This is a genomic window from Cupriavidus sp. L7L (genome assembly GCF_004353535.1).
Lineage (GTDB): Bacteria > Pseudomonadota > Gammaproteobacteria > Burkholderiales > Burkholderiaceae > Cupriavidus > Cupriavidus oxalaticus_A.
Window position 1 is genome coordinate 1 of the sequence record NZ_SMNY01000036.1, and the last position, 19,159, is coordinate 19,159.

At 61.7% G+C, this 19,159-nt stretch carries 13 protein-coding genes and 5 pseudogenes; 3 read left to right on the plus strand and 15 right to left on the minus strand.

What is annotated here, in order from left to right; all coding sequences use genetic code 11:
- The 7 genes and pseudogenes from E1J61_RS28750 to E1J61_RS28785 all read right to left on the minus strand — a co-directional run.
- Positions 1 to 1,984, minus strand: a pseudogene (locus tag E1J61_RS28750) (DUF4158 domain-containing protein); the annotation flags it as partial.
- 225 nt (positions 1,985 to 2,209) lie between these two features.
- Positions 2,210 to 3,087: pseudogene (locus tag E1J61_RS28755) on the minus strand (IS110 family transposase); the annotation flags it as partial.
- 297 nt (positions 3,088 to 3,384) lie between these two features.
- Positions 3,385 to 3,480, minus strand: a pseudogene (locus tag E1J61_RS38940) (Tn3 family transposase); the annotation flags it as partial.
- 59 nt (positions 3,481 to 3,539) lie between these two features.
- Positions 3,540 to 4,037, minus strand: coding sequence for an OsmC family protein (locus E1J61_RS28770; protein ID WP_133097326.1), 498 nt, complete (start codon positions 4,035 to 4,037; stop codon positions 3,540 to 3,542).
- Positions 4,038 to 4,705: 668 nt separating this feature from the next.
- Positions 4,706 to 4,960, minus strand: a pseudogene (locus E1J61_RS28775) (transposase); the annotation flags it as partial.
- A gap of 362 nt (positions 4,961 to 5,322) precedes the next feature.
- Complete coding sequence (locus tag E1J61_RS37540; protein WP_165971566.1) at positions 5,323 to 5,571, minus strand: hypothetical protein; 249 nt, start codon at positions 5,569 to 5,571, stop codon at positions 5,323 to 5,325.
- A 183-nt stretch (positions 5,572 to 5,754) separates the two neighbouring features.
- Complete coding sequence (locus E1J61_RS28785; protein ID WP_133097328.1) at positions 5,755 to 6,537, minus strand: sulfite exporter TauE/SafE family protein; 783 nt, start codon at positions 6,535 to 6,537, stop codon at positions 5,755 to 5,757.
- A gap of 81 nt (positions 6,538 to 6,618) precedes the next feature.
- Between E1J61_RS28785 and chrA the strand changes: the two genes are divergently transcribed.
- Together chrA and E1J61_RS28795 are read left to right on the plus strand one after the other, a co-directional pair.
- The gene (gene chrA, locus E1J61_RS28790) at positions 6,619 to 7,824 is read left to right on the plus strand and encodes a chromate efflux transporter (RefSeq protein WP_207951273.1); all 1,206 of its coding nucleotides are present in this window, start codon (positions 6,619 to 6,621) and stop codon (positions 7,822 to 7,824) included.
- A gap of 9 nt (positions 7,825 to 7,833) precedes the next feature.
- A complete protein-coding gene (locus E1J61_RS28795; RefSeq protein WP_133097330.1) occupies positions 7,834 to 8,139 on the plus strand; it encodes a PadR family transcriptional regulator in 306 nt (101 codons plus the stop codon).
- On the opposite strand, the gene E1J61_RS28800 is transcribed toward E1J61_RS28795, so the two are convergent.
- From E1J61_RS28800 to E1J61_RS38945, 8 genes and pseudogenes are all read right to left on the minus strand, one after another.
- Entirely contained in the window at positions 8,122 to 8,475 is a 354-nt protein-coding gene (locus E1J61_RS28800; RefSeq protein ID WP_133097331.1) for a hypothetical protein, read from the minus strand. The two genes, E1J61_RS28795 and E1J61_RS28800, sit on opposite strands and share 18 nt — an antisense overlap.
- 471 nt (positions 8,476 to 8,946) lie before the next feature.
- The gene (locus tag E1J61_RS28805; protein ID WP_133097332.1) at positions 8,947 to 9,285 is read right to left on the minus strand and encodes a copper-binding protein; all 339 of its coding nucleotides are present in this window, start codon (positions 9,283 to 9,285) and stop codon (positions 8,947 to 8,949) included.
- Positions 9,282 to 12,455, minus strand: coding sequence for an efflux RND transporter permease subunit (locus E1J61_RS28810; RefSeq protein ID WP_133097333.1), 3,174 nt, complete (start codon positions 12,453 to 12,455; stop codon positions 9,282 to 9,284). The genes E1J61_RS28805 and E1J61_RS28810 overlap by 4 nt, the downstream gene beginning before the upstream one ends.
- Positions 12,452 to 14,002: an efflux RND transporter periplasmic adaptor subunit gene (locus E1J61_RS28815; RefSeq protein WP_133097334.1), complete on the minus strand. Its 1,551-nt coding sequence runs from the start codon at positions 14,000 to 14,002 to the stop codon at positions 12,452 to 12,454. The genes E1J61_RS28810 and E1J61_RS28815 overlap by 4 nt, the downstream gene beginning before the upstream one ends.
- Positions 13,999 to 15,306, minus strand: coding sequence for a TolC family protein (locus tag E1J61_RS28820; RefSeq protein WP_133097335.1), 1,308 nt, complete (start codon positions 15,304 to 15,306; stop codon positions 13,999 to 14,001). Before E1J61_RS28820 ends, E1J61_RS28815 begins: the two co-directional genes overlap by 4 nt.
- Positions 15,307 to 15,376: 70 nt before the next feature.
- A complete protein-coding gene (locus E1J61_RS28825; protein WP_133097336.1) occupies positions 15,377 to 15,775 on the minus strand; it encodes a copper resistance protein in 399 nt (132 codons plus the stop codon).
- A gap of 165 nt (positions 15,776 to 15,940) precedes the next feature.
- On the minus strand, positions 15,941 to 16,150 hold the full coding sequence (locus E1J61_RS28830) for a hypothetical protein (protein ID WP_133097337.1): 210 nt from the start codon (positions 16,148 to 16,150) through the stop codon (positions 15,941 to 15,943).
- 171 nt (positions 16,151 to 16,321) lie between these two features.
- Positions 16,322 to 17,246: pseudogene (locus tag E1J61_RS38945) on the minus strand (transposase); the annotation flags it as partial.
- Positions 17,247 to 18,592: 1,346 nt separating this feature from the next.
- Between E1J61_RS38945 and E1J61_RS28850 the strand changes: the two are divergent.
- Positions 18,593 to 19,036 (plus strand): CzcE family metal-binding protein, encoded by a 444-nt coding sequence (locus tag E1J61_RS28850; protein ID WP_133097339.1) that lies wholly within the window; start codon positions 18,593 to 18,595, stop codon positions 19,034 to 19,036.
- The last annotated feature ends 123 nt before the right edge of the window (positions 19,037 to 19,159 follow it).

Consider the following 19,159-nt stretch of genomic DNA (forward strand, 5'->3'; position numbering starts at 1 on the left):
GGCCAGATCGGAGCGCCCCCAATGCTGGGAAATCGGGTGCTGATGCATGAAGGTCAGCACGGCTTCAGCCGCGTGGCGCAGCTTCCGTTCGACCGCAACGCGATGCATCATCTGCCGGATCGCGGGAGGCGACAACTCCGGCACCATTCGGGCGAGATCCGCCGCTGACATCGATGTGCCGTGCGCGAGTATCGCTGCATAGACCAATAGCAATTCGCTGCGGGAATGAGGCTCTCTTCCCAGCAGGAGCCAACTAAAGTGCGTGGCGCTGTCGATCTCGAGCAGGATCTCAGGCAACTGACCGCCGGGGTGCCGCTCGAACAGTGCGCCTCGCAATGTCTCCACATTCGGAGGCAGAGCGCTTGCCACCAAGGGGTCGATGTGGATCGCATCGTCAATTTTGAGCTTCCCACACACGACAGCGTCCCGCAGCTTGGCTAGGCTTTCATCCAGATGTGTGACCACAGGCTTCAGAAATGCTTGAACATCCTGCGGCAGCTTGAGATGGCCATAGAAGTGGTTGCGTTTGGCCTTCCAATCGCTGGCGCCGATCAAGAGGGTAGCTTGGCTTCGGAAGGCAAAGCTGTGCTCAAGGAAGACTGAGCCATTGCGCAGTGCCACCCGTAGGGCGAATAGCGTGCCCCACTCAAAAGCGGCCAGGGCCCGCTGTCGGTCTTCTCCGTCCAGGGCGGGTTGCCAGGCGCGGCCAAGTCGAATCGTGATTGGGTAGGGAAGATGATCGGACTTTCGCGCGTAAACTTCCTGAAGTACTGCGAACGCTTCAATCACCGGGTGTGCTGACAGGGCGGAGAATGGCAGCAGAACCAGCTTGCCAAGCAACGCTCGAGCCTGGCGGTGTCGCGACAGGAGTTGCGCGCGAATCAGGCTGGCACGGCTGGGCGCACGCCGGTTGAGCGCCGCGTCGGCCAGCGCCAACAACTGCTGGCAGAGTGCTTCACGGGTTAGTGTCTCATCGGCGGCCAGCGCTTTGACCGCGGTCGCAAACTCTCGCATCTGGGTGCCAGGGTCCGGTCGCCCAGCCTCAATCAGGCGCCGAACGTCATTGACGGACTTCTGAATCCAGTGTCGCAACATGGCCGCCAGATGATCCGTGGCGGCGCATAGAGCGTAACGTAGAAAGCAAGCCGCTTCCAATCGGCGGGGTTGCTGCGCGACTCGTTTGCTCACTGAGGGCGGACGATTGGCGCAGCGCCGGGCATAGTAGCGTATCAGCGCTTCATTGCACGCCGCTGGCCAGTTTCGGTGAATGCCCATCTTATAAAGGAGTTCGATCTTGTCGAACAATTCCCCGATCTGGTGGGTCGAGGTTCGCAACGGGACGGCCCAAAGCCATTGCTGCAGGTTCGTGCGGTCGCCATGCGGGCGCGCAAGTGATATGCCCCACGCATCCAAGGAGGCCCCGTAGGCGCGCACCAGAGCGACGGCAAGCGCCGCCTCGGCCGTGGCGACGGCCTGGCTGATCAATCTTTTTAGTGCGCGGTCATGGGGTATCAGTATCCGATGTTCATACAGCCAGCGCTTCAGCTCATGAAACAGCGCAGTGCGGCTCGGCTGTCCCGTCAAACGTTCCTTCAGCCAGCGCGTGACATAGCGGCGCTGGTGCTCAGCCATCGGACTGAAGCCGAGGACTTGGTAGGCCAGCATCTGGTGATTTGACAGTGTATCGGTGCGCCCATCGTAGAGTTGCGTTGAGCGTGCCCATATCCGGCGGCGTCACACCAACCTGGGCACCGACATGCGCCCAGAGAAATCTGGGCACTTGCTTGCAGGCATCAAGCGTGCGCCCCGTCATGCGGATAAAGCCGATGTGTACGGCGACGGCCAAGCGATACAAAGGGCTGCGCCGAGCATCAATCAGTGACCGTTCCTTGGGGGAGTAGGTGAAGAACGTAGCAAGCTCGAACTCGCTGAGTTCCTGTGGGATCTGCCGCATCCCGAGGTAGGCCAACCGCCAGTGATCCATCGCGCTTCTCCGACGCGTGAGACGGACTGCGGAGGGTAGAGGCAATGAGAGGTGGTCGCAACATTTAGCACGAAGATATGCCGCTTGCAGCACCTTCAAGAAAACGCAACGGGGCAGACAGCAACCTATTGATTTATTGGAGTTTTTCTTACGTGGCGGCCCGGAAACCCACATGGCTACTTGCGGTGGCTAACCCGGTAAACTGCAGCAAAAACAAAGGGAGACCTGCTTGTCGCCCAGGTTTGCCATCACCGCGCGAGCCCCGAGTACCAGCAGCGTGCGCAAGTAAGCGTCTCCAGCTCTGGTGATGCTGCCCAAGCGCTGTTTACCCCCACTGCTGTGCTGTCCTGGCGTCAGCCCCAACCAAGCCGCAACCTGACGGCCATTTCTGAAGTCGTGTCCCGCCCCGATGCTAGCAGCGAGGGCACTAGCCGTTGTCGGCCCGATCCCACGAAGCTGCATCAGGCGCTTGCTGCGGTCGTCTTCACGCGCAATCTCGTTGATAGCGCGATCATATTCGTCTAGTTTCTCTTCCAGCCTGCCGGCGTGGCTCAGCAGGTCCTGGATGCATCGATTCGCCCAGCCGGGCAAGGCTTCCAGATGGCCCCAATCTCCTTGCGCAGTCGCACGGGCTTCTGCGGCAATACCACGCCGAATTCGGCCAGCAATCCGCGCAGGCGGTTGTAAGTCGCGGTACGCTCTTCTACGAATCCCTGTCGGGTTCGATGCAAGCTCAGGGTTGCTTGCTGGTGCTCGTCCTTGACTGGCACAAAGCGCATGCTCGGTCGGGTCACCGCCTCGCAGATGGCCGCCGCGTCGGCTGCATCATTCTTGCCGCGCTTGCCGGACATCCGGTAAGGCGCCACCAGTCTCGGCGACATCAGCTTGACCGTGTGTCCGTGCTGGCGAAACAACCGCGCCCAGTAATGCGCGCCAGAGCAAGCTTCCATGCCTATCAGGCAAGGCGGCAACTGCGCAATCAGTGGCACCAACTGATCGCGTGAGACCTTCGGCTTGACCAGTACTGCCTTGCCGGCCTCGTCGACGCCATGAATGGCAAACACGTTCTTGGCAAGATCAATTCCAACGGTAACGATAGCCATGGACTTCCCCTTCGTTGGTTGTGATGCAGCTTCGACACGCCATCATGGCACGTCGGTTCCAACCGGCGGCTTCCGCCGCAACCTCGGGACGGGGAAGTCCCTTCCATTCGATAACCCCATCAAGAGGCCGGCAAGCAGGGCAAGGCGCTGAAAGTCGCGGGGACCACGCTGCTGATCGATTGCAATGACGCACAAATGGCAGCCATGCTGGCGACGCGCAAGGAGACCGCCCGTCTGTGCCTGCGCGCCGGTGATAGGCATGTGGTAGTGCGGCTCGAGGATGAAGAAAAATTCCGAGTCGCACAGGAACAGCGTGCGCAGCAATTTTCCCAGGTGGTCGGCCGCCCGGTAAACCGGATCGCCTTGTGCCGCGCTGCCGAATCGCTGCAGAGCGACTGATGGTTCATCCGCTGTCACCCCCCTTCGAGCAAAGCTCGACGTTGAGCCGCACACTACTCGGAACGCCCCGAAGGTAGCGACTCTCCGGCGGCGAACGCGACCTCAGCTTCGTGCCGGACCGGGAAGTTAACCGAGTTAACGATTACGCAAATGTCATGCGCCTTCTGGTGCAAGGTTCTGGCCTTTTCAATATCACTTCCTGCCTCCACTACGACTTTCGGCTGAAGCAAGACGTCGGTGAAGCGTACCCGCCCATCCTTTCGCGCCAGCGTCCCGATCGCCGGGTCCTCATAGGAGAGGACCGCAATGCCGGCGTGCGCGCAGACCGCGAGATAGCTCAGCATGTGGCAAGAGGACAGTGCGACCAGGAGCAGGTCTTCCGGATCGTACAGAGCGGGATCACCGTGAAAGGCGGGATCAGCAGAGCCGCGCATTGCCGGTTTGCCGTCGATTTCCGCCCGAAATTCGCGCGAATAGCTTTCGACCGACTTCGTCGGACCCAACGCACCGCCACTCCATATGAGTTTGGCGCGATAGTGAGCTTCTGCCATAAATAGCCTCCTGCTCGTGATGAGAACTTAGTTCAATGATGCCCAGCGCAGCCCTGGACGTTTCGCAACGGTATTGAGCCTCTGGCTGAGCCTGGCACCCCAACAGGCGTTTGGAGTCACTTTGTTTCGCTGGAAAATGCTCCCCCGCTGGGGAAAGCACCAGGTTCCCCGGCGAGGCATCAAGACATTCGCGGGGCAGATAGCGCACAGCCAGTAAGCCTACCTTTCATAGTACTCCCCAGACTTCTTGGTGATGGTTGATCCAGACCAACGCTTACAGGGATCCTGGCATCGATGTCCCTAGAACGCCTCCGGCCAAGATACGCCCTTATGCTCTGCCGTGCATAAAGCAGAGCGTTTTTTGGTTGGCGGTCGCGGTCGCGTGCATATGAACAGCACTTGCGGAGAGCACCCGCGACCGGTGACTAAAAAACCGTTTGTGCTAAACCGCACCACGGGCGTTGGCGTCTATGGGAAAGTCGGCCGGAATTCGTGAAATTTTAGTATAAGGCGTTGATCCATAAGGGAAATTTCGAATTTGTGTCAGCTTATCGTCAAGCGCCACGGGCACTGGATTACTGATCGCCTCCTATCGACCCCCATTGGAGACTCTCGCCTTTGCCGAAAGCGCAGTCTTGGAGGCCACTTTCCCATTCGGCCGCCATCCGCCCCACGGATGCGCCTTCGTCGCGGGCGACTGCGACCGGCAGCGCGCCATTGGTGGCGGGTTGATCAACGACGAACAGGAGTTGGCCGTATGCCTTGAGGTCGGTGATGAGGGCACGCAGTTTGGCCTCATCGTTGGGCAGCGCCGTGTTGTATAGGCGCTTCCCGGTCCGATCAACTGCTACAGCGTGATGTTGGCCTTTGCCTACGTCAACGCCGATGACATCGACGGAGTCGTGTTGTTGGTTCACTTGCATCGAACGTTATGCGGGTTGAGCGGGTTGGCCTGCAGGAATGGTGGCAAGTCTCGGCATCCACGTTACGGACGGCCTCAAGAACACCTTGGCCGAGCCCCTATTAGCGATCACCAGCCACCCATGAGGCCCGGTGACAACTCCCCCCGGATCATGGGCGACTGGGGGCAGGAATCATGCCGGGCCTGGCTGGCCAAAGCCCCAATTGTCGGGACATGAAGATAGTAACGGGGGGAGAACTGTTCCCAGTGGGACGGGACATTGCAACCTCAAAGTTGGCGCATGGGGGGTAGCTACGGGATTTTCTTGCCGAAAGTTCTCATCGCCCGTGACGATACTCTCTGGCAGCTGCCAACCATCAAATTTCAGCGGATGTTGCGGGAGCCGGCCAACCACTGCTTGTCCACTTTGCCGGGCAACGCGCACGCATGGCCGATGTGGTCGTCGAACTCGTGGCCAGAGAGCCTGTGCGCGTCGTTCGAACGACGTTTTCCATTCTCACGTTCGAAGCCGAAGGTCGCCTCGATCCAGGGGCATTCGAAGGGCAGCAATTTGCGCTCGCGGAGTCGGTCGTTGCCCCCGTCTTCGCCGCATCCGCGGATGAAAGCAAGCAACCCGTCGTCGACGCGTCCGCGCGATTCTTAGCGCAAGGGGGCCAATGGGTTCCGACACGAGCTTTGGCGCACGCGATCGATGAGGCTGCGTTAGGGCAACGACGGTGCGTACGGCTATAGATGGGGTCGCTTCAGAAAACGGCCGTGTCGTAAATAGACTTCCAGCCCGAAGTCTGCAAGACTCTAGAGCAAGCCAAGAGCCAATCCGGTACCTATGCTTAACATAGCTATTGCAACAATGAGTTGTACCGTGCGCAGCGTGACCTTCTGCAAGATGCGCTTGCCTACAAGAGCACCGATGAACGCGCAGATCGTTCCCACGATAACGGGTAATGCGAGTGTCTGAGCCTGTGAAAATTGGCCTGCAAGCATGGCGGTGCCGTACACCCCGAGGCGCACAGCATCGACGATCACCGCCGAAACAACACCTGTCGCCACGAACGCATCTTTGGACAGGCCCGCCTTCAACAGGAACGCCGAACGCAACGCACCTTGGTTGCCCGATAACCCCCCAAAAAAGCCAGAGAGCGCCCCGCCAACAGGAAGCCAGCGCGCTGGAAAAGCGAGCGCTTGAAAGCGAGGGGATAGTTCAAGCAGTGCAAACAGCACGATCAAACTGCCGATGACCGCTTTTACCGCGGTGATTTCAAAATCTGAGCCTGCAATGGTGTAGTGCCAGAGGGGCGGCAACTGATCGAAGAACGCGAGGGAGCGTGCGCCAAGGATTGCCGTCATGGCGGCGGGCACGCTGAATTTCACCACGACTGGCCAATCCGCCTGCCGGGCCATCAGCCCCAACTTAAAGAGGTTGCTGGCGAAATGCACCACGGCTGTTGCAGCGATGGCAAGCGACAACGGGAAAAACAGTGCGAACACCGGCATCAGGATCGTTCCCAAGCCGAAGCCGGAGAACAACGTCAGCCCGGATGTTAATAAGGCCACAACTCCGATCAGAACGAGTTCCATGATGGGATTGTTTCGTTATCGTGTTTCGCTATCGAACTTCGATTATTATGGCTCAACTCTGCCACATAGCAAGATGTGACCATGACCGACATCACCAGGACTGACCGCAGCCCTTGGACTGTTTTTCTGATTTTCCTCCGACTGGGCCTGACCTCTTTCGGCGGCCCAATTGCCCACCTAGGCTACTTTCGCGATGAGTTCGTGACGCGGCGGCAGTGGCTCGCCGAACGAAGCTATGCGGATTTGGTCGCCCTCTGTCAGTTCCTTCCGGGCCCTGCCAGCAGTCAGGTCGGGATCGCGCTCGGGTTGTCCCGAACCGGCTATGCCGGGGCGTTGGCCGCCTGGGCGGGCTTCACGCTGCCGTCAGCGATTGCCCTGATCCTGTTTGCACTGGGCATGGCTAGTTACGGGGATGCGATCCCGGCTGGCGTGCTGCATGGCTTGAAGGTGGTGGCCGTTGCAGTAGTGGCGCAAGCTGTATGGGGGATGGCTCGCAACCTCTGTCCAGACGCACCGCGCATCACCATCATGGCTGCGGCGACATGCCTTGTGCTTTTGGTGCCGTCCGCTGGGGGGCAAGTGGGGGTCATCGCCATTGCAGCGGTCATTGGCCTGTTGCTGTTCAAGCCTCAGCAGGGGCCAGCGCATGACCCGTTGCCGATTGCCATCAGTCGTCGCGTTGGCTTGTTCTGGCTGACGCTGTTCTTTGCCCTCCTGATGGGGTTGCCCTTGTTGACAACCTTGTTCCCGAATCAGGCGCTGTCGATGGTGGATGCCTTCTACCGTGCCGGGTCACTAGTCTTTGGTGGCGGGCATGTCGTGCTGCCCTTGCTGCAAGCCGAGGTCGTGCCGACTGGCTGGGTCAGCAATGACGCATTTCTGGCGGGTTACGGTGCTGCGCAGGCCGTCCCTGGCCCTCTGTTCACCTTCGCGGCTTTTCTCGGCGCTTCTATGAACCAGGCACCCACTGGCTGGCTCGGCGGTCTGATCTGCCTGCTGGCAATCTTCGCGCCATCCTTCCTGCTGGTCGTGGGAGCATTGCCGTTCTGGGAGCGCTTGCGTCGCAACCCCCGCACGCAAGCGGCGCTGTCTGGCATCAATGCGGCCGTGGTTGGCCTGCTGCTGGCTGCCCTCTATCAACCGGTATGGACGAGCGCGATTCACGCGCCAAACGATTTTGGCTTGGCCCTTGTGGCGCTCGTTGCCCTGATGTTCTGGAAGCTGCCGCCGTGGCTGGTTGTGGTCGGCAGTGGTGCTGCGGGCTGGTTGTTGAGCACGGTTCTGTGAGCTTCGGGAATGACAGACAAAGACCTTTACGGGGGGCTGATCCGTTTGCACATCCTCCACCACGCAGCCGAGGAACCCATCTTCGGCCTCGGCATCATCGAGGAGTTGCGACACCACGGTTACGAGATCAGCGCAGGAACTTTGTATCCAATGCTGCATGGCTTGGAAAAAAAGGGCTATCTCACTTCACGTCATGAGCGTACTGGCCGACGTGATCGGCGGGTTTACGAAATCACCGAGCAGGGCCGTATCGCGCTGAAGGATGCCAAGTCAAAGGTCAGGGAGCTTTTTGGAGAACTAATTGAAGGAAAATGACGGTATAAGGTTGGTACGGTCGGTGACAGCCACGAAAACCGTATCGATTCCAACTTTCACGCCGATTACACAAACGAGGAGCGACAACAAGCTTCCCCAAATAAGGCCCTGGTAGCTCGGCGTCGCCTCACGCAATCGGCATAGCAGCACACCCAGCATAAACTCCGGGATCAGGCGGGCGACGCCACCACTCATCGACAGGTGTGTGGGCGACGTCGCCTCCACCACACCGACCACGGCCAGTGCGAGAATCGCCATCAATGTGATGCGGAGTTTTCCCAGACGCGGCGCCGCCAACAGGAAGAGGGGAAACCAGACGTAGGCAAACCACTGCACTGCTGGGGGACGATAGGTCGCTGGTACCGTTGAAACAACTGATCCTGTCAAAGACTGAGGGGAATCCGTTTTTCATGGAGAATGGAATGGATGCTTCCGGCTGTGCGAGTCATGCAAGGAGGACGCCATTCCGACCGCTATTAGCCCCGTCTCCTCGACTTTCTCATGCGCTTGCGCGAGACCGGCCCATGCTGGTTGCTGGTTCGCGGGGGACCATGCCGTCGTCGAACATACCAAGCAAACAGGCCGAGCATACAAAGGATGATTGCGAGTGAGCTCAGGACGACGACGAGGACATCGTGGGGGAGATCAAAAGGGTTGTGGCGCACGGTCTGATTCGATTCGGATTTGGCTTGTCAGGATCGTCGCGCTAAGTTGCCAATGGCTGCCGGCGTGACGGTGCTAGGGCCATGCCGGGAAGTCAGGACGCGCACGGGAGGCGCCCGGCCAACCCGTGCGCGCATCGACCGATTACTTGCGCTGCATTACCATAACCGTCGGCGCGCCATCCACCTTGTCGAATATCACCGACACAGTATCGCCTTCCTTGAACTTGCTAAGCGAGGTGCGATCCTTCACCGGGAACGCCATCGTCATGCCGGGCATGCCTAGATTCTCGATCGGGCCGTGTTTAAGCGAGACCTTTCCGGCTTGCGCATCGATCTTCTTGATCTCTGCGGGCACTGGCCGAGCTGCCTGTTGCGAGGCGACGGGTGCCTTCATGTCCATGCCGTCCATCGAACCCGCGGCAAATATTTCCGGCGCGGCAATCATGGCCAGGGCGGCGGCGAGGGTCTTGAGGTGTTTCATTGCGATTCCTCCTGAGGTGTTAGGTTGGGGGAAAAGGAAGTCTTCTGTTTGATCTGACGGCGGCGTAGCAGCAGATACACCGCCGGGACCACAAACATGGACAGCAGCGGCGCCGTCACCATGCCGCCGACCATCGGTGCAGCGATGCGCTGCATTACTTCTGAGCCGGTGCCGTGCGACCACACGATCGGGATCAAACCGGCCAGGATGACGGCGACGGTCATCGCTTTCGGCCTCACACGTAGTACCGCACCTTCGCGGATCGCCTCCAGCAAACCTGGCACGCCGGTGTCACCATTATCGATCCGCTCGGACCATGCCTGCTTCAGGTAGAGCAGCATGATCACGCCAAACTCCGCCGCGACGCCTGCCAGTGCGATAAAACCCACAATGCCGGCCACGGACAGGTTATAGCCGAGCACATAGAGCAGCCAGAAGCCCCCGATCAGGGCGAGAGGCAAGGTGCCCATGATCAGGATCGCCTCATCCAGGCGGCCGAATATCAGATAGAGCAGCACGAAGATGATCAGCAGCGTGAACGGCACCACGACCTTGAGCTTGGCGGTGGCGCGCTCCAGGTACTCGAACTGTCCAGACCAACTTAGCGAGTTGCCCGCGGGCATCGGCACCGCCTTTGCCACCGCGTCCTGCATATCCCGCACGGCGGAGCGCAGATCCCGTCCGCGAATGTCGACATAGATCCAGCCGGACAGGCGCGCATTTTCGCTGCGCAGCATCGGCGGGCCTTGCACGACCTCGATGCGCGCCACGTCGGACAGGGTGATCTGCAGTCCCTTGTCAGTGACGATTGGCAGGCTGCGCAATTGCTCGATGGAATCACGGTAGTCGCGCGGATACCGGACGTTGATCGGAAAGCGCGCCAGCCCGTCGACCACTTCGCCGACGTTCTCGCCACCGATTGCGGATGACACGATACCTTGCACATCCTCGATGTTTAGGCCGTACCGGCCCGCGGCCCGGCGGTCGATATCGACATCGATATAGCGCCCGCCGGTGAGACGTTCGGCCAGCGCGGAGGTGACACCGGGGACGTTTTTGACGGCTTCCTCGATGCGCGTGGCGAGCCGGTCGATCTCCTTCAGGTCCGTGCCGGCCACCTTGATGCCGACCGGGCTTTTTATCCCTGTGGCGAGCATGTCGATCCGATTGCGAATCGGCGGCACCCAGATGTTCGACAAGCCCGGAACCTTGACCACGCGATCCAACTCCTCCACCAGCTTTTCGGTAGTCATGCCTGCACGCCACTGGTCGCGTGGTTTGAACTGGATGGTGGTCTCGAACATTTCAATCGGTGCCGGATCTGTGGCGGTATCAGCGCGGCCCGCCTTGCCAAACACGGTTGCGACTTCCGGTACGGTCTTGATGAGGCGATCGGTCTGCTGCAGCAACTGCGCCGCCTTGCCGGCGGAGAGCCCGGGCAAGGCCGAAGGCATGTACAGCAGGTCTCCCTCATCGAGGGGCGGCATGAACTCGCCACCGATGCGCATGATCGGCCAGGCGGTCGCCACCATCAGGAGCGCCGCAATCGCCAGCGTGGTCTTCGGATACGAGAGCACCTTGGCAAGCAATGGCTGATAACCGCGGATCAACCACCGGTTGAGCGGATTGGCCTGTTCCGACGGAATCCGGCCGCGGATCATATAGCCCATTAGGACCGGCACCAGCGTGATCGACAGGCCCGCCGCGGCCGCCATTGAATAGGTCTTGGTGAACGCCAGCGGCGAGAACAGCCGCCCCTCTTGCGCCTCCAACGTGAACACGGGGATGAATGAGAGCGTGATAATCAGCAGCGAGAAGAAGAGGGCTGGCCCGACTTCCGCCGCTGACTCGCCAGTAATACGCCACCGCTCGTGTACGGACAGTTCCTTTCCCGGATTGTCGGCGTGCCAGTGTTCCAGGTGCTTGTGCGCATTCTCGATCATTACCACCGCCGCATCGACCATCGCGCCAATGGCGATGGCGATGCCGCCCAGGGACATGATGTTGGCGTTCACGCCCTGGTAGCGCATGACCAGGAACGCTGCGAGCACGCCGAGCGGCAGCGAGACAATGGCCACCAGAGCCGAGCGCAGGTGGAACAGGAACACCAGGCACACCAGCGCCACCACGATGAACTCCTCGATGAGCTTGGCCGTCAGGTTATCCACTGCGCGCTTGATTAGCTCTGAGCGATCGTAGGTAGGTACGATCTCCACGCCCTTTGGCAAGCTCTTTTGCAGGGTGGCGAGCTTGGTCTTGACCGCGTCGATCGTCTCTAGTGCATTCTTGCCTGATCGCATCACAATGACGCCGCCCGCGACTTCGCCCTGGCCGTCGAGCTCGGCAATACCGCGCCGCATCTCGGGACCGAACTGAACGGTGGCCACGTCGCCGAGCCGTACGGGGATGCCGGTCTCGCTGGTTACCAGCGGGATCTGGCGGAAGTCGTCGAGCGTCTTCAGGTACCCACTGGCACGCACCATGTACTCGGCTTCGCCCAGCTCCAGCACCGACCCTCCAGTTTCCTGGTTCGCCCCCTTGAGCGCAGCCAACACCCTGGCCTGCGACAGGTTATAGGCACGCAGCCGGTCTGGCATCAGCACAATCTGGTACTGCTTGACCATCCCGCCCAGCGAGGCGACCTCGGCCACATTGGGCAGTGATTTGAGCTCGAAGCGCAGGAACCAGTCCTGCAAGGCTCGCAACTGGCTGAGGTCGTGCTGCCCGGTCTTGTCGATGAGGGCGTACTCGTAGATCCAGCCTACGCCGGTCGCGTCAGGGCCAAGCGCCGGCTTGGCGGCGGCGGGCAGCCGCGATTGCACCTGGTTCAGGTATTCCAGCACGCGCGAGCGCGCCCAGTAGAGGTCCGTCTCATCCTCGAACAGCACGTAGACAAAGGAATCGCCGAAGAACGAATAGCCGCGCACGGTCTTGGCACCGGGCACGGACAGCATCGTCGTGGTCAGGGGATAAGTGACCTGGTTTTCCACGATCTGTGGGGCTTGGCCGGGGAATGGCGTACGGATGATCACCTGCACGTCGGACAGGTCCGGCAATGCGTCGAGCGGCGTACTGCGCACGGCCCACAAGCCCCAGGCGGTGAGCATGGCAGTGGCCAGCAGGACCAGGAAGCGATTCCGGATAGAAGCAAGGATGAGCCGCGCAATCATGGCTTCCCTCCCTGTGCAGGGGTGGCGGGCTCGACCGACGACAGGGTCGCCGCGCCTTCGTTGTTCAGGCGGAAGCGGAAGCGGATGCGGTCACCCGGCTTGAACCCTTTCGGCACGCCTGACGGCGGTGCGGCAAAATCCATGGTCATGGCGCCCCACTGTGCCGACGGGATCGGGCCGTGGGAGATCGTCATGGCTTCAGCGCTCACCGCCTCCACACGCCCGACGCCTTCGTGCTCCGGCACGGCAGCCGCGGCGGCGGGTGCCGAAGCGGCTGGCGCTGCCGTCATGCGCTGCGCGGTACCGCGCAGGCTGGCTTCGGAGTCGATCAGGAACTGGCCGGATACCACCACCTTCTGTCCGGCCTTGAGGCCCTCGATCACTTCGGTCTGTCCGCCAGCCTCGGCACCTGTCTTGACCTCGACGGGGCTGAAGCCACCTTGGCCGGTTTCCACCATGGCTATGGTGCGCGTCCCGGTGCGGATCAGCGACTCGGTCGGGACAAGCAGCCTGTCCGGTCCGGGCGAGGCACCAAAGCGGGCAGTCACGAACATGCCTGGCAACAACTGGCGGCCCTTGTTCTGCAACTCAATTCGAACCTTGATCGTGCGGGTGCCTGTGTTGATGTCGGGCAGAATGGCGTCGACCTTGCCGGTGAGCGTTTGTCCGGGCAGGGCTGCCGCGACTGCCGACACGGTTTGGCCGGGTCGTAGCTGCGCGGCCTGGCTCTCCGGCACTTCCGCCAGCGCCCATACCGTTGCCAGGCTGGCTATGCGAAAGAGCGTGGTGCCGGGAGACACGGTCATGCCGTCACGTGCGCCGATCTCAGTGACGATGCCGTCTACCGAACTGGTAACGGTGAGCCGCGGCTGCAGCTTGCCGGTGTTCTGCACCAGGCGGATGTGGCTGTCGGTCATGCCGGCCTGCCGCATGCGGGCGATGGCGGCTTCGCGCAAATCGCTCTGCAGGTTGCCGCTCATGCGAGCCACGGCCAGGTACTCCTCTTGCGCGGCGACCCATTCAGGCGAGTAGATCTGCGCCAGTGGCTGCCCTTTACGAACCGGATCCAGCCTCGTCCTGGCATACGCGTGCTCGACGAACCCAGTCGTGCGAGCCTGCAGCACTTCGATACCGCGTTCGTTGATCGCCACGTTCCCTGGAACTTCCAGTGCCGATTCAAGCCGGCCCGACTTCACCTCTGCCGTCCGGATACCTAGGTTCTGACTCACGCGGCTGTCAATGGTAACGGCCGCGCCGCCAGCGGTTTCCTCGTACACCGGCGACAACGCCATATCCATGAATGGCGACTTGCCTGGCTTGTCAAAGCGCTGGCCCGGCACCATTGGGTCATGCCAGTAGAGGATGCGCTTGCCCGTTTTGGGACCGATATCACCGGCCTTGAGGCTCGCATCACCGGAGCCGCCCCCAGGTGTCGTTGACGCGGCCGTATGCTGGCGTCCCTGTTGTTGGCCGAGGTAATAGGCACCGCCGACGCTCGCCAGCACAACGAAGGCCGCTACTGCCCGTGCAATCGTGGTCCATTTCATTGTTGGGCTCCTTGCGGCGACATCGGTTGTGCGGCAGTCGGTAACGGCATCAGGAAAGTGAGTTCGGCCCAGAGCCGGGCAGTAGCTGCCTCTAGCTTGAGCCGTTCGAGGGAGATGTTGAGCGCTTTGCGGCTGGCGTCAGCCACCGCTGTCAGACTGCCGGCGCTGGCGCGATAGGCGGTCAGGGCCGCCTCGGTTTGCGCCTTCGCCAGAGGCAAGGTGGTATTTCTAGAGCGCTCCAGGCGTGACTGACTAAGTTGCAGTTCGGCCTGCTTGCCGCGGAGCTGTCCGATCAGGCCACGGCGTACCGATTCGGCTTGCGCCCGTGCAGCGTTGGCCTGCGCGAGCTTGGAGGCCAGCTCGCGATCCTGGCGGTTCTTCTGGTCCCAGGGCACCGGCAGCGAAACGTTCAGCGATACCATATTCGAGTAGGCGGGGCCACGCTGGCTGTACATAAGCTCGACGCTGACGTCTGGAACCTTGTTCTCGCGCGCGACGCGGCTTTCTGCCTCGGCCACGCCGACCTGGGCTTCTGCGGCCGCGACGTCGGGCAGTTGCGCGGCGCCAGCGGCGTCGAGAGACGCGAGCCAGGTAGGCGCATCAAGCGCGGGGCGCTCGGTCAGTGGCTGCTCCGCAGCCTCGCCGATCCACCGGCGCAGCACAGCGCGGGACGAGGCGACCGCGGCGCGGGCTTCGTCTTCGCGATCCCGCAGTTGCTGCAATTCAAGCTCGGCCGCAAGGATATCGGCGCGCGAACCGCGATTGCCGCGATAGGCAGCCTGTGCCGCGTCCACCATCAGCTTGATCGATTGCGCCTGTTCGGTGAGCACGCCGTACGCGCGTTCCGCATACCAGCGGTCAAGCCATGCTATGGCGGTGCCGCGCTGCACGGTGGCCAGCGCCACCGCGCGTTGGGCCTCAGCCGAAGACGCCTCGGCCTCGAAACGCTCGGCGCGGGCCTGACGTTTCGCCGAACGCGTGAATTCCTGCATGAGGCTGATCGACCTCATCGTCATCGAGTCCGTGCCAAGCGAGAACCGGTCTGGGCCATTCGCCGGCACGTTGTTGACGCCGACCTTCAGGATTGGGTCTGGCAACTGCTTGCCGGCGACTGCCATCTCAATGGCTGACTGGACCGCCGACCGCGAGGTTTCGGCATCCGTCGATCGCAACGACGCGAGTGCGACCGCTTCCTGCAAGGAGAGTGCGCTGACGGATTCCGCCCATGCCGGATGGATGGCGGCAAGGAGCGTGATGGCGAACGCCACTCGGCCTCCGCTCATCGTGGGGAAACGCAAATGCATAAGGCCTCCGCAAAGCAACGACCACCCTGAAGCTATGGCTCAGGGCACGATACAGGCGTTGCTTCGAAGGCTACGTTCGGAAACAGCAGTTGAGGATGGGGAGAGGGCGTGGCGGCGCGCGCGAAATCGCTTCGCGGGGAACGGCTACGCGATGTGCCAGTCCAGGTACCGGAGTGGGCACCACGACATTGACGAGCACCGGCTGGAAGGCGGGAATCTGAGGCGTTGCATGGTCGGCCGACTTGGAGCCGAGTTGGCAGTGCTCCTGGCAAAGTCCGTCATGTATGCCCGGCCCGGCGCCGTCCTTTGCCATGTCGGGGCAAGCTTCGGTCATGCCGGCCATCTCGTGCGTTGCGCCGAGCGAATAGCGGCTGCCGTCGCAGGCATACGCTGCCGCTGCCAGTTGCACTGTCAGGAAAGCGCTCAGCAGGAATGCGGCAAGCCAGAGCCGACGGAGGGAAGTACGCACGTGTGACGCCTAGTTTGGCAGGAATGTTAGCAGCGTTTGGCTTCGGGCAACATATGCCGGTTGTGGCAGTTTGTCGCAGATCAGGTCTGCGCTACCGAGGTCAGCACCGACAACGCCCCGACGGCCCGCGAACAGCTCGCGGCTCGCCGGGGCCAACCGGCCTGGTTACTTAGGCTGCGCCATCATTTCGCGGCATGCCTTTATCATTGCCGCGTGGTCCTCCATCGTCATCGGCTGGTGAGGTGTCGCCTTTTGCGCTTGGGCTTGTTTCGCGCCGCGCGCCTTTTCAATCACACTCCAGTCAGGGCCAGCCATCGCCGCAAGGGATAAGGCGGCCGCCATGGCGCCGGCCATAGTGAGCAAGATCGTCTTCATGATATTCCCCGGTTGACTACGAGCAGCATGGTGCCGTCGATGCCGGTAATGGCGGGCGGCAGTCGCTGCTGTTGGAGTCGGACAGGCGCACGCGTGGGTGCGTAAGCGCACGCCATGGGCCAGCGCTGTCCGGGATCGGATACCTCCTGAGAAACAGAGTGACGGCTGGCGCTATGGAGCTGCCGCTGTCGCGGGCGTAATGGCGAAGCCGAGGTCGGCGGCGCGGCGGCGCAAAGCGGCGATGGAGCGCTGGCGCTGCTGCTCCTCGTACTTTTGCTGACCTTGGTCGACGAAGGCCTCACCGCGTGTGAGCATGAAGTAGATCATGCGGGCGAGCTTGTGGGCGACGGCCGTATTGGCGCGGGGCTTGTCCATGCGCGTGCACAGGCGCCGGTAGAAGGCGCCAAGCGCTGAACGGTTGCGTGACAGACTCATGGCCGCGAGCTTGAGCGCCTGGCGCACCCGGTTGGTGGAGCGTCGCGTGCGCGCCGACAGGACCTTGCCACCGCTGATCTTGGTGCCGGGGCACAGCCCGAGCCACGAGCAGAAGTGCTTGACGTTGGCGAAGCGGCGCAGGAGCTCATGAGCCTGGGGCTACTGCGCGCGGCCTGGCGTCCTAGCGGCGAAGTCTGCGTGGTGCGGGCCGTGGCACGTCAGCGCGAGGCTTATGGGCGACTGCCGTGTTGGCACGCGGCTTGTCCATGCGGGCACACAGCCGGCGGTAGAACGCGCCGAGTGCGGAGTCGCTATGTGACAGACTCATCGCCGCGAGCTTGAGCGCTTGGCGCGCCCGGTTGGCTGATCGTTTGGTGCCCGAGGACAGTACCTTGCCACCGCTGATCTTGGTGCCGGGACATAGCAGCCACTGGCAGTCTTGCACGTCGCTCTTGCGCCCGGGCACGTATTTGAGCTGTCGAGCATCGACCAGCCAGACCTTCAATCCTCGCTGTTCCAGCACCTCATACACGGGGATCCAGTACACCCCGGTGGACTCCAGCGCCACCGTGTCGATCCCGCAGGCTAGCAGCCAGTCAGCTAGCGCGTTAAGGTGGTCGGTCATTGCACCGAACTCGCGTACCGGCTCGCAGCCGGCTTGTTCGGCGAGATGCCGCGGCACGGCCGCCCAGTGGCTCGACGCGCCCACGTCGATCCCCGCCGCGTTGGGGAATACCACCTCGTCGTCTCGCTTGCGCATTGCCATGGCTTGCTCCACCATCGTTGATGAACGGCAGCGCCATGGGAAGCGTCGAATTCGACTCGATCTCTCAAACGGGATGCGGCTCGCGCCGCTCACCACTGTCGCCGACGATTCCCGGACCAGGCTCAGAAGCGGGCTCACACTGTGACGTCTGATCGCGTCACGGGCTCGCACCAATGGCATTTCGGTCATCTCGGCGCTGCCGTTCCCTTTATAGGGCAGAACCGTTTCTTCACGAACGCCGGGCGCATGCATGGGCTTGAGAGGATCAGAAGACTGTCCCCTGAGGTGGCCGCTCAAGGGGCGGCGACACCACGGAGAAGAAAGGGGGCTGGGGATGCGCGAACAGGATCGATTTCCAAAGGCTCGCAGCGCTCCCCGCCATCGCGGGCGTGACGGCGGGGGAGGCACAGGCTGCAGTGCACGACGAGTGAACGGGGTTGCCGGACGGCGCGCCTGCGGCACAGTCGCCTCTAGTATCGCAGCCATCCCCAGTGCCAGCCGTCTCACCGTCGGTCTGAGCAGCGTACGCTTGAACAGTCGCCGCGCCCAACGGGCAGCAGCGCTCCGCACTCATGGCAAGGGTGCGCAACGGGAACGCCACCGCGAGCGTCACCAGCAGGATGACTCGCCAGAGTTGCTTCATATGCTCACACCCTCGTGCCAGACGTACGACCTGATGTAGGTGCCATCTGGCCTTGCATGCCTTCAGTATAGGAGGCGCTTATCTGCGGAGCCGGGGCAGCGCAGCGGCTTGGTGGCGCGCAGCAGCGCGCCACCACAAGATATGCCTCGTCCAGTAGCCGGCTGTCTTGGTCTTGACCAGCCATGGCCTCGAGGGCACCGAGGAGTAGATCGGCGACGACATATTGTTCTTGCTCGCACGCCCGCTTGAACACGGCAAGGACATCGTCGCACAAGGTCTGTTTAGCGACAGTCATGACGTCACCTCCGCGCGAGAGCGACCCGCTTCCTGGTCGCGGTTTCCTGTTCGACGCACGTTGCGGTCCATCTAGGCCACTATGGACCTTCCTACAGGGGTAAGGTCAAGCGATGTCGACTGTTCGTCGGCCAAAATTCGATAGGCAGGCTTGGCGCGCTGCGCCATGGATGACATCGAAGCGCCTGCCAACGCGCGCGACAGCTTACCGGGATGTAATGGCACCGTAACGCCCCGGTGAGCGACGACCTCATACCATGGATTCAAGAGGGAACGCCTCGAATACTTCAATGGAGAGTGCACCATGAAAACCAACAAGACCTTGGCCGTCGTACTGGCTCTTTCGGCGTTGTCCATCTCCCCGGCATGGAGTACCGACAAATTGAAAACCAACGCCGGCGATGACGTGGCGCAGCATGTTCAGCGCCAGGGCGGAGAGCCCGCTGCAGATCCATTACCAGGGCAGGTAAGCGCAACGCGTGTCGGTTCGCAGGCCGCCATCTTCGGCAGCCAGGTACCTGCCGGCACGGCCTTCCGCACCGTGGCACTGACCCCTGGCATGAAGTACATCAATGTTGCATCCGGCGACACCGTGACCTTCCGCAGCGGGGGGCAGGAGGCGACGTGGAAGTTTGCCGAATCGATTCGCGGAGCGACCGTAGACCTGGGTGTCCTCTTGCCTAGCATGCCGAACGCCCACGGTGTACGCGTCTATATCGAACGTAGTCATCTCTTTACCGGCGGCTGACCTCCGAACCTATTGGACCGGATCTGACCTATCCATTAGATCACCCGAGAGAAGACCGCTTTGTCATGTCGGTGTAAGGCCTCGGTGAGGTACCGCCTTCTACACTGTGGGGGCAGGCTCATG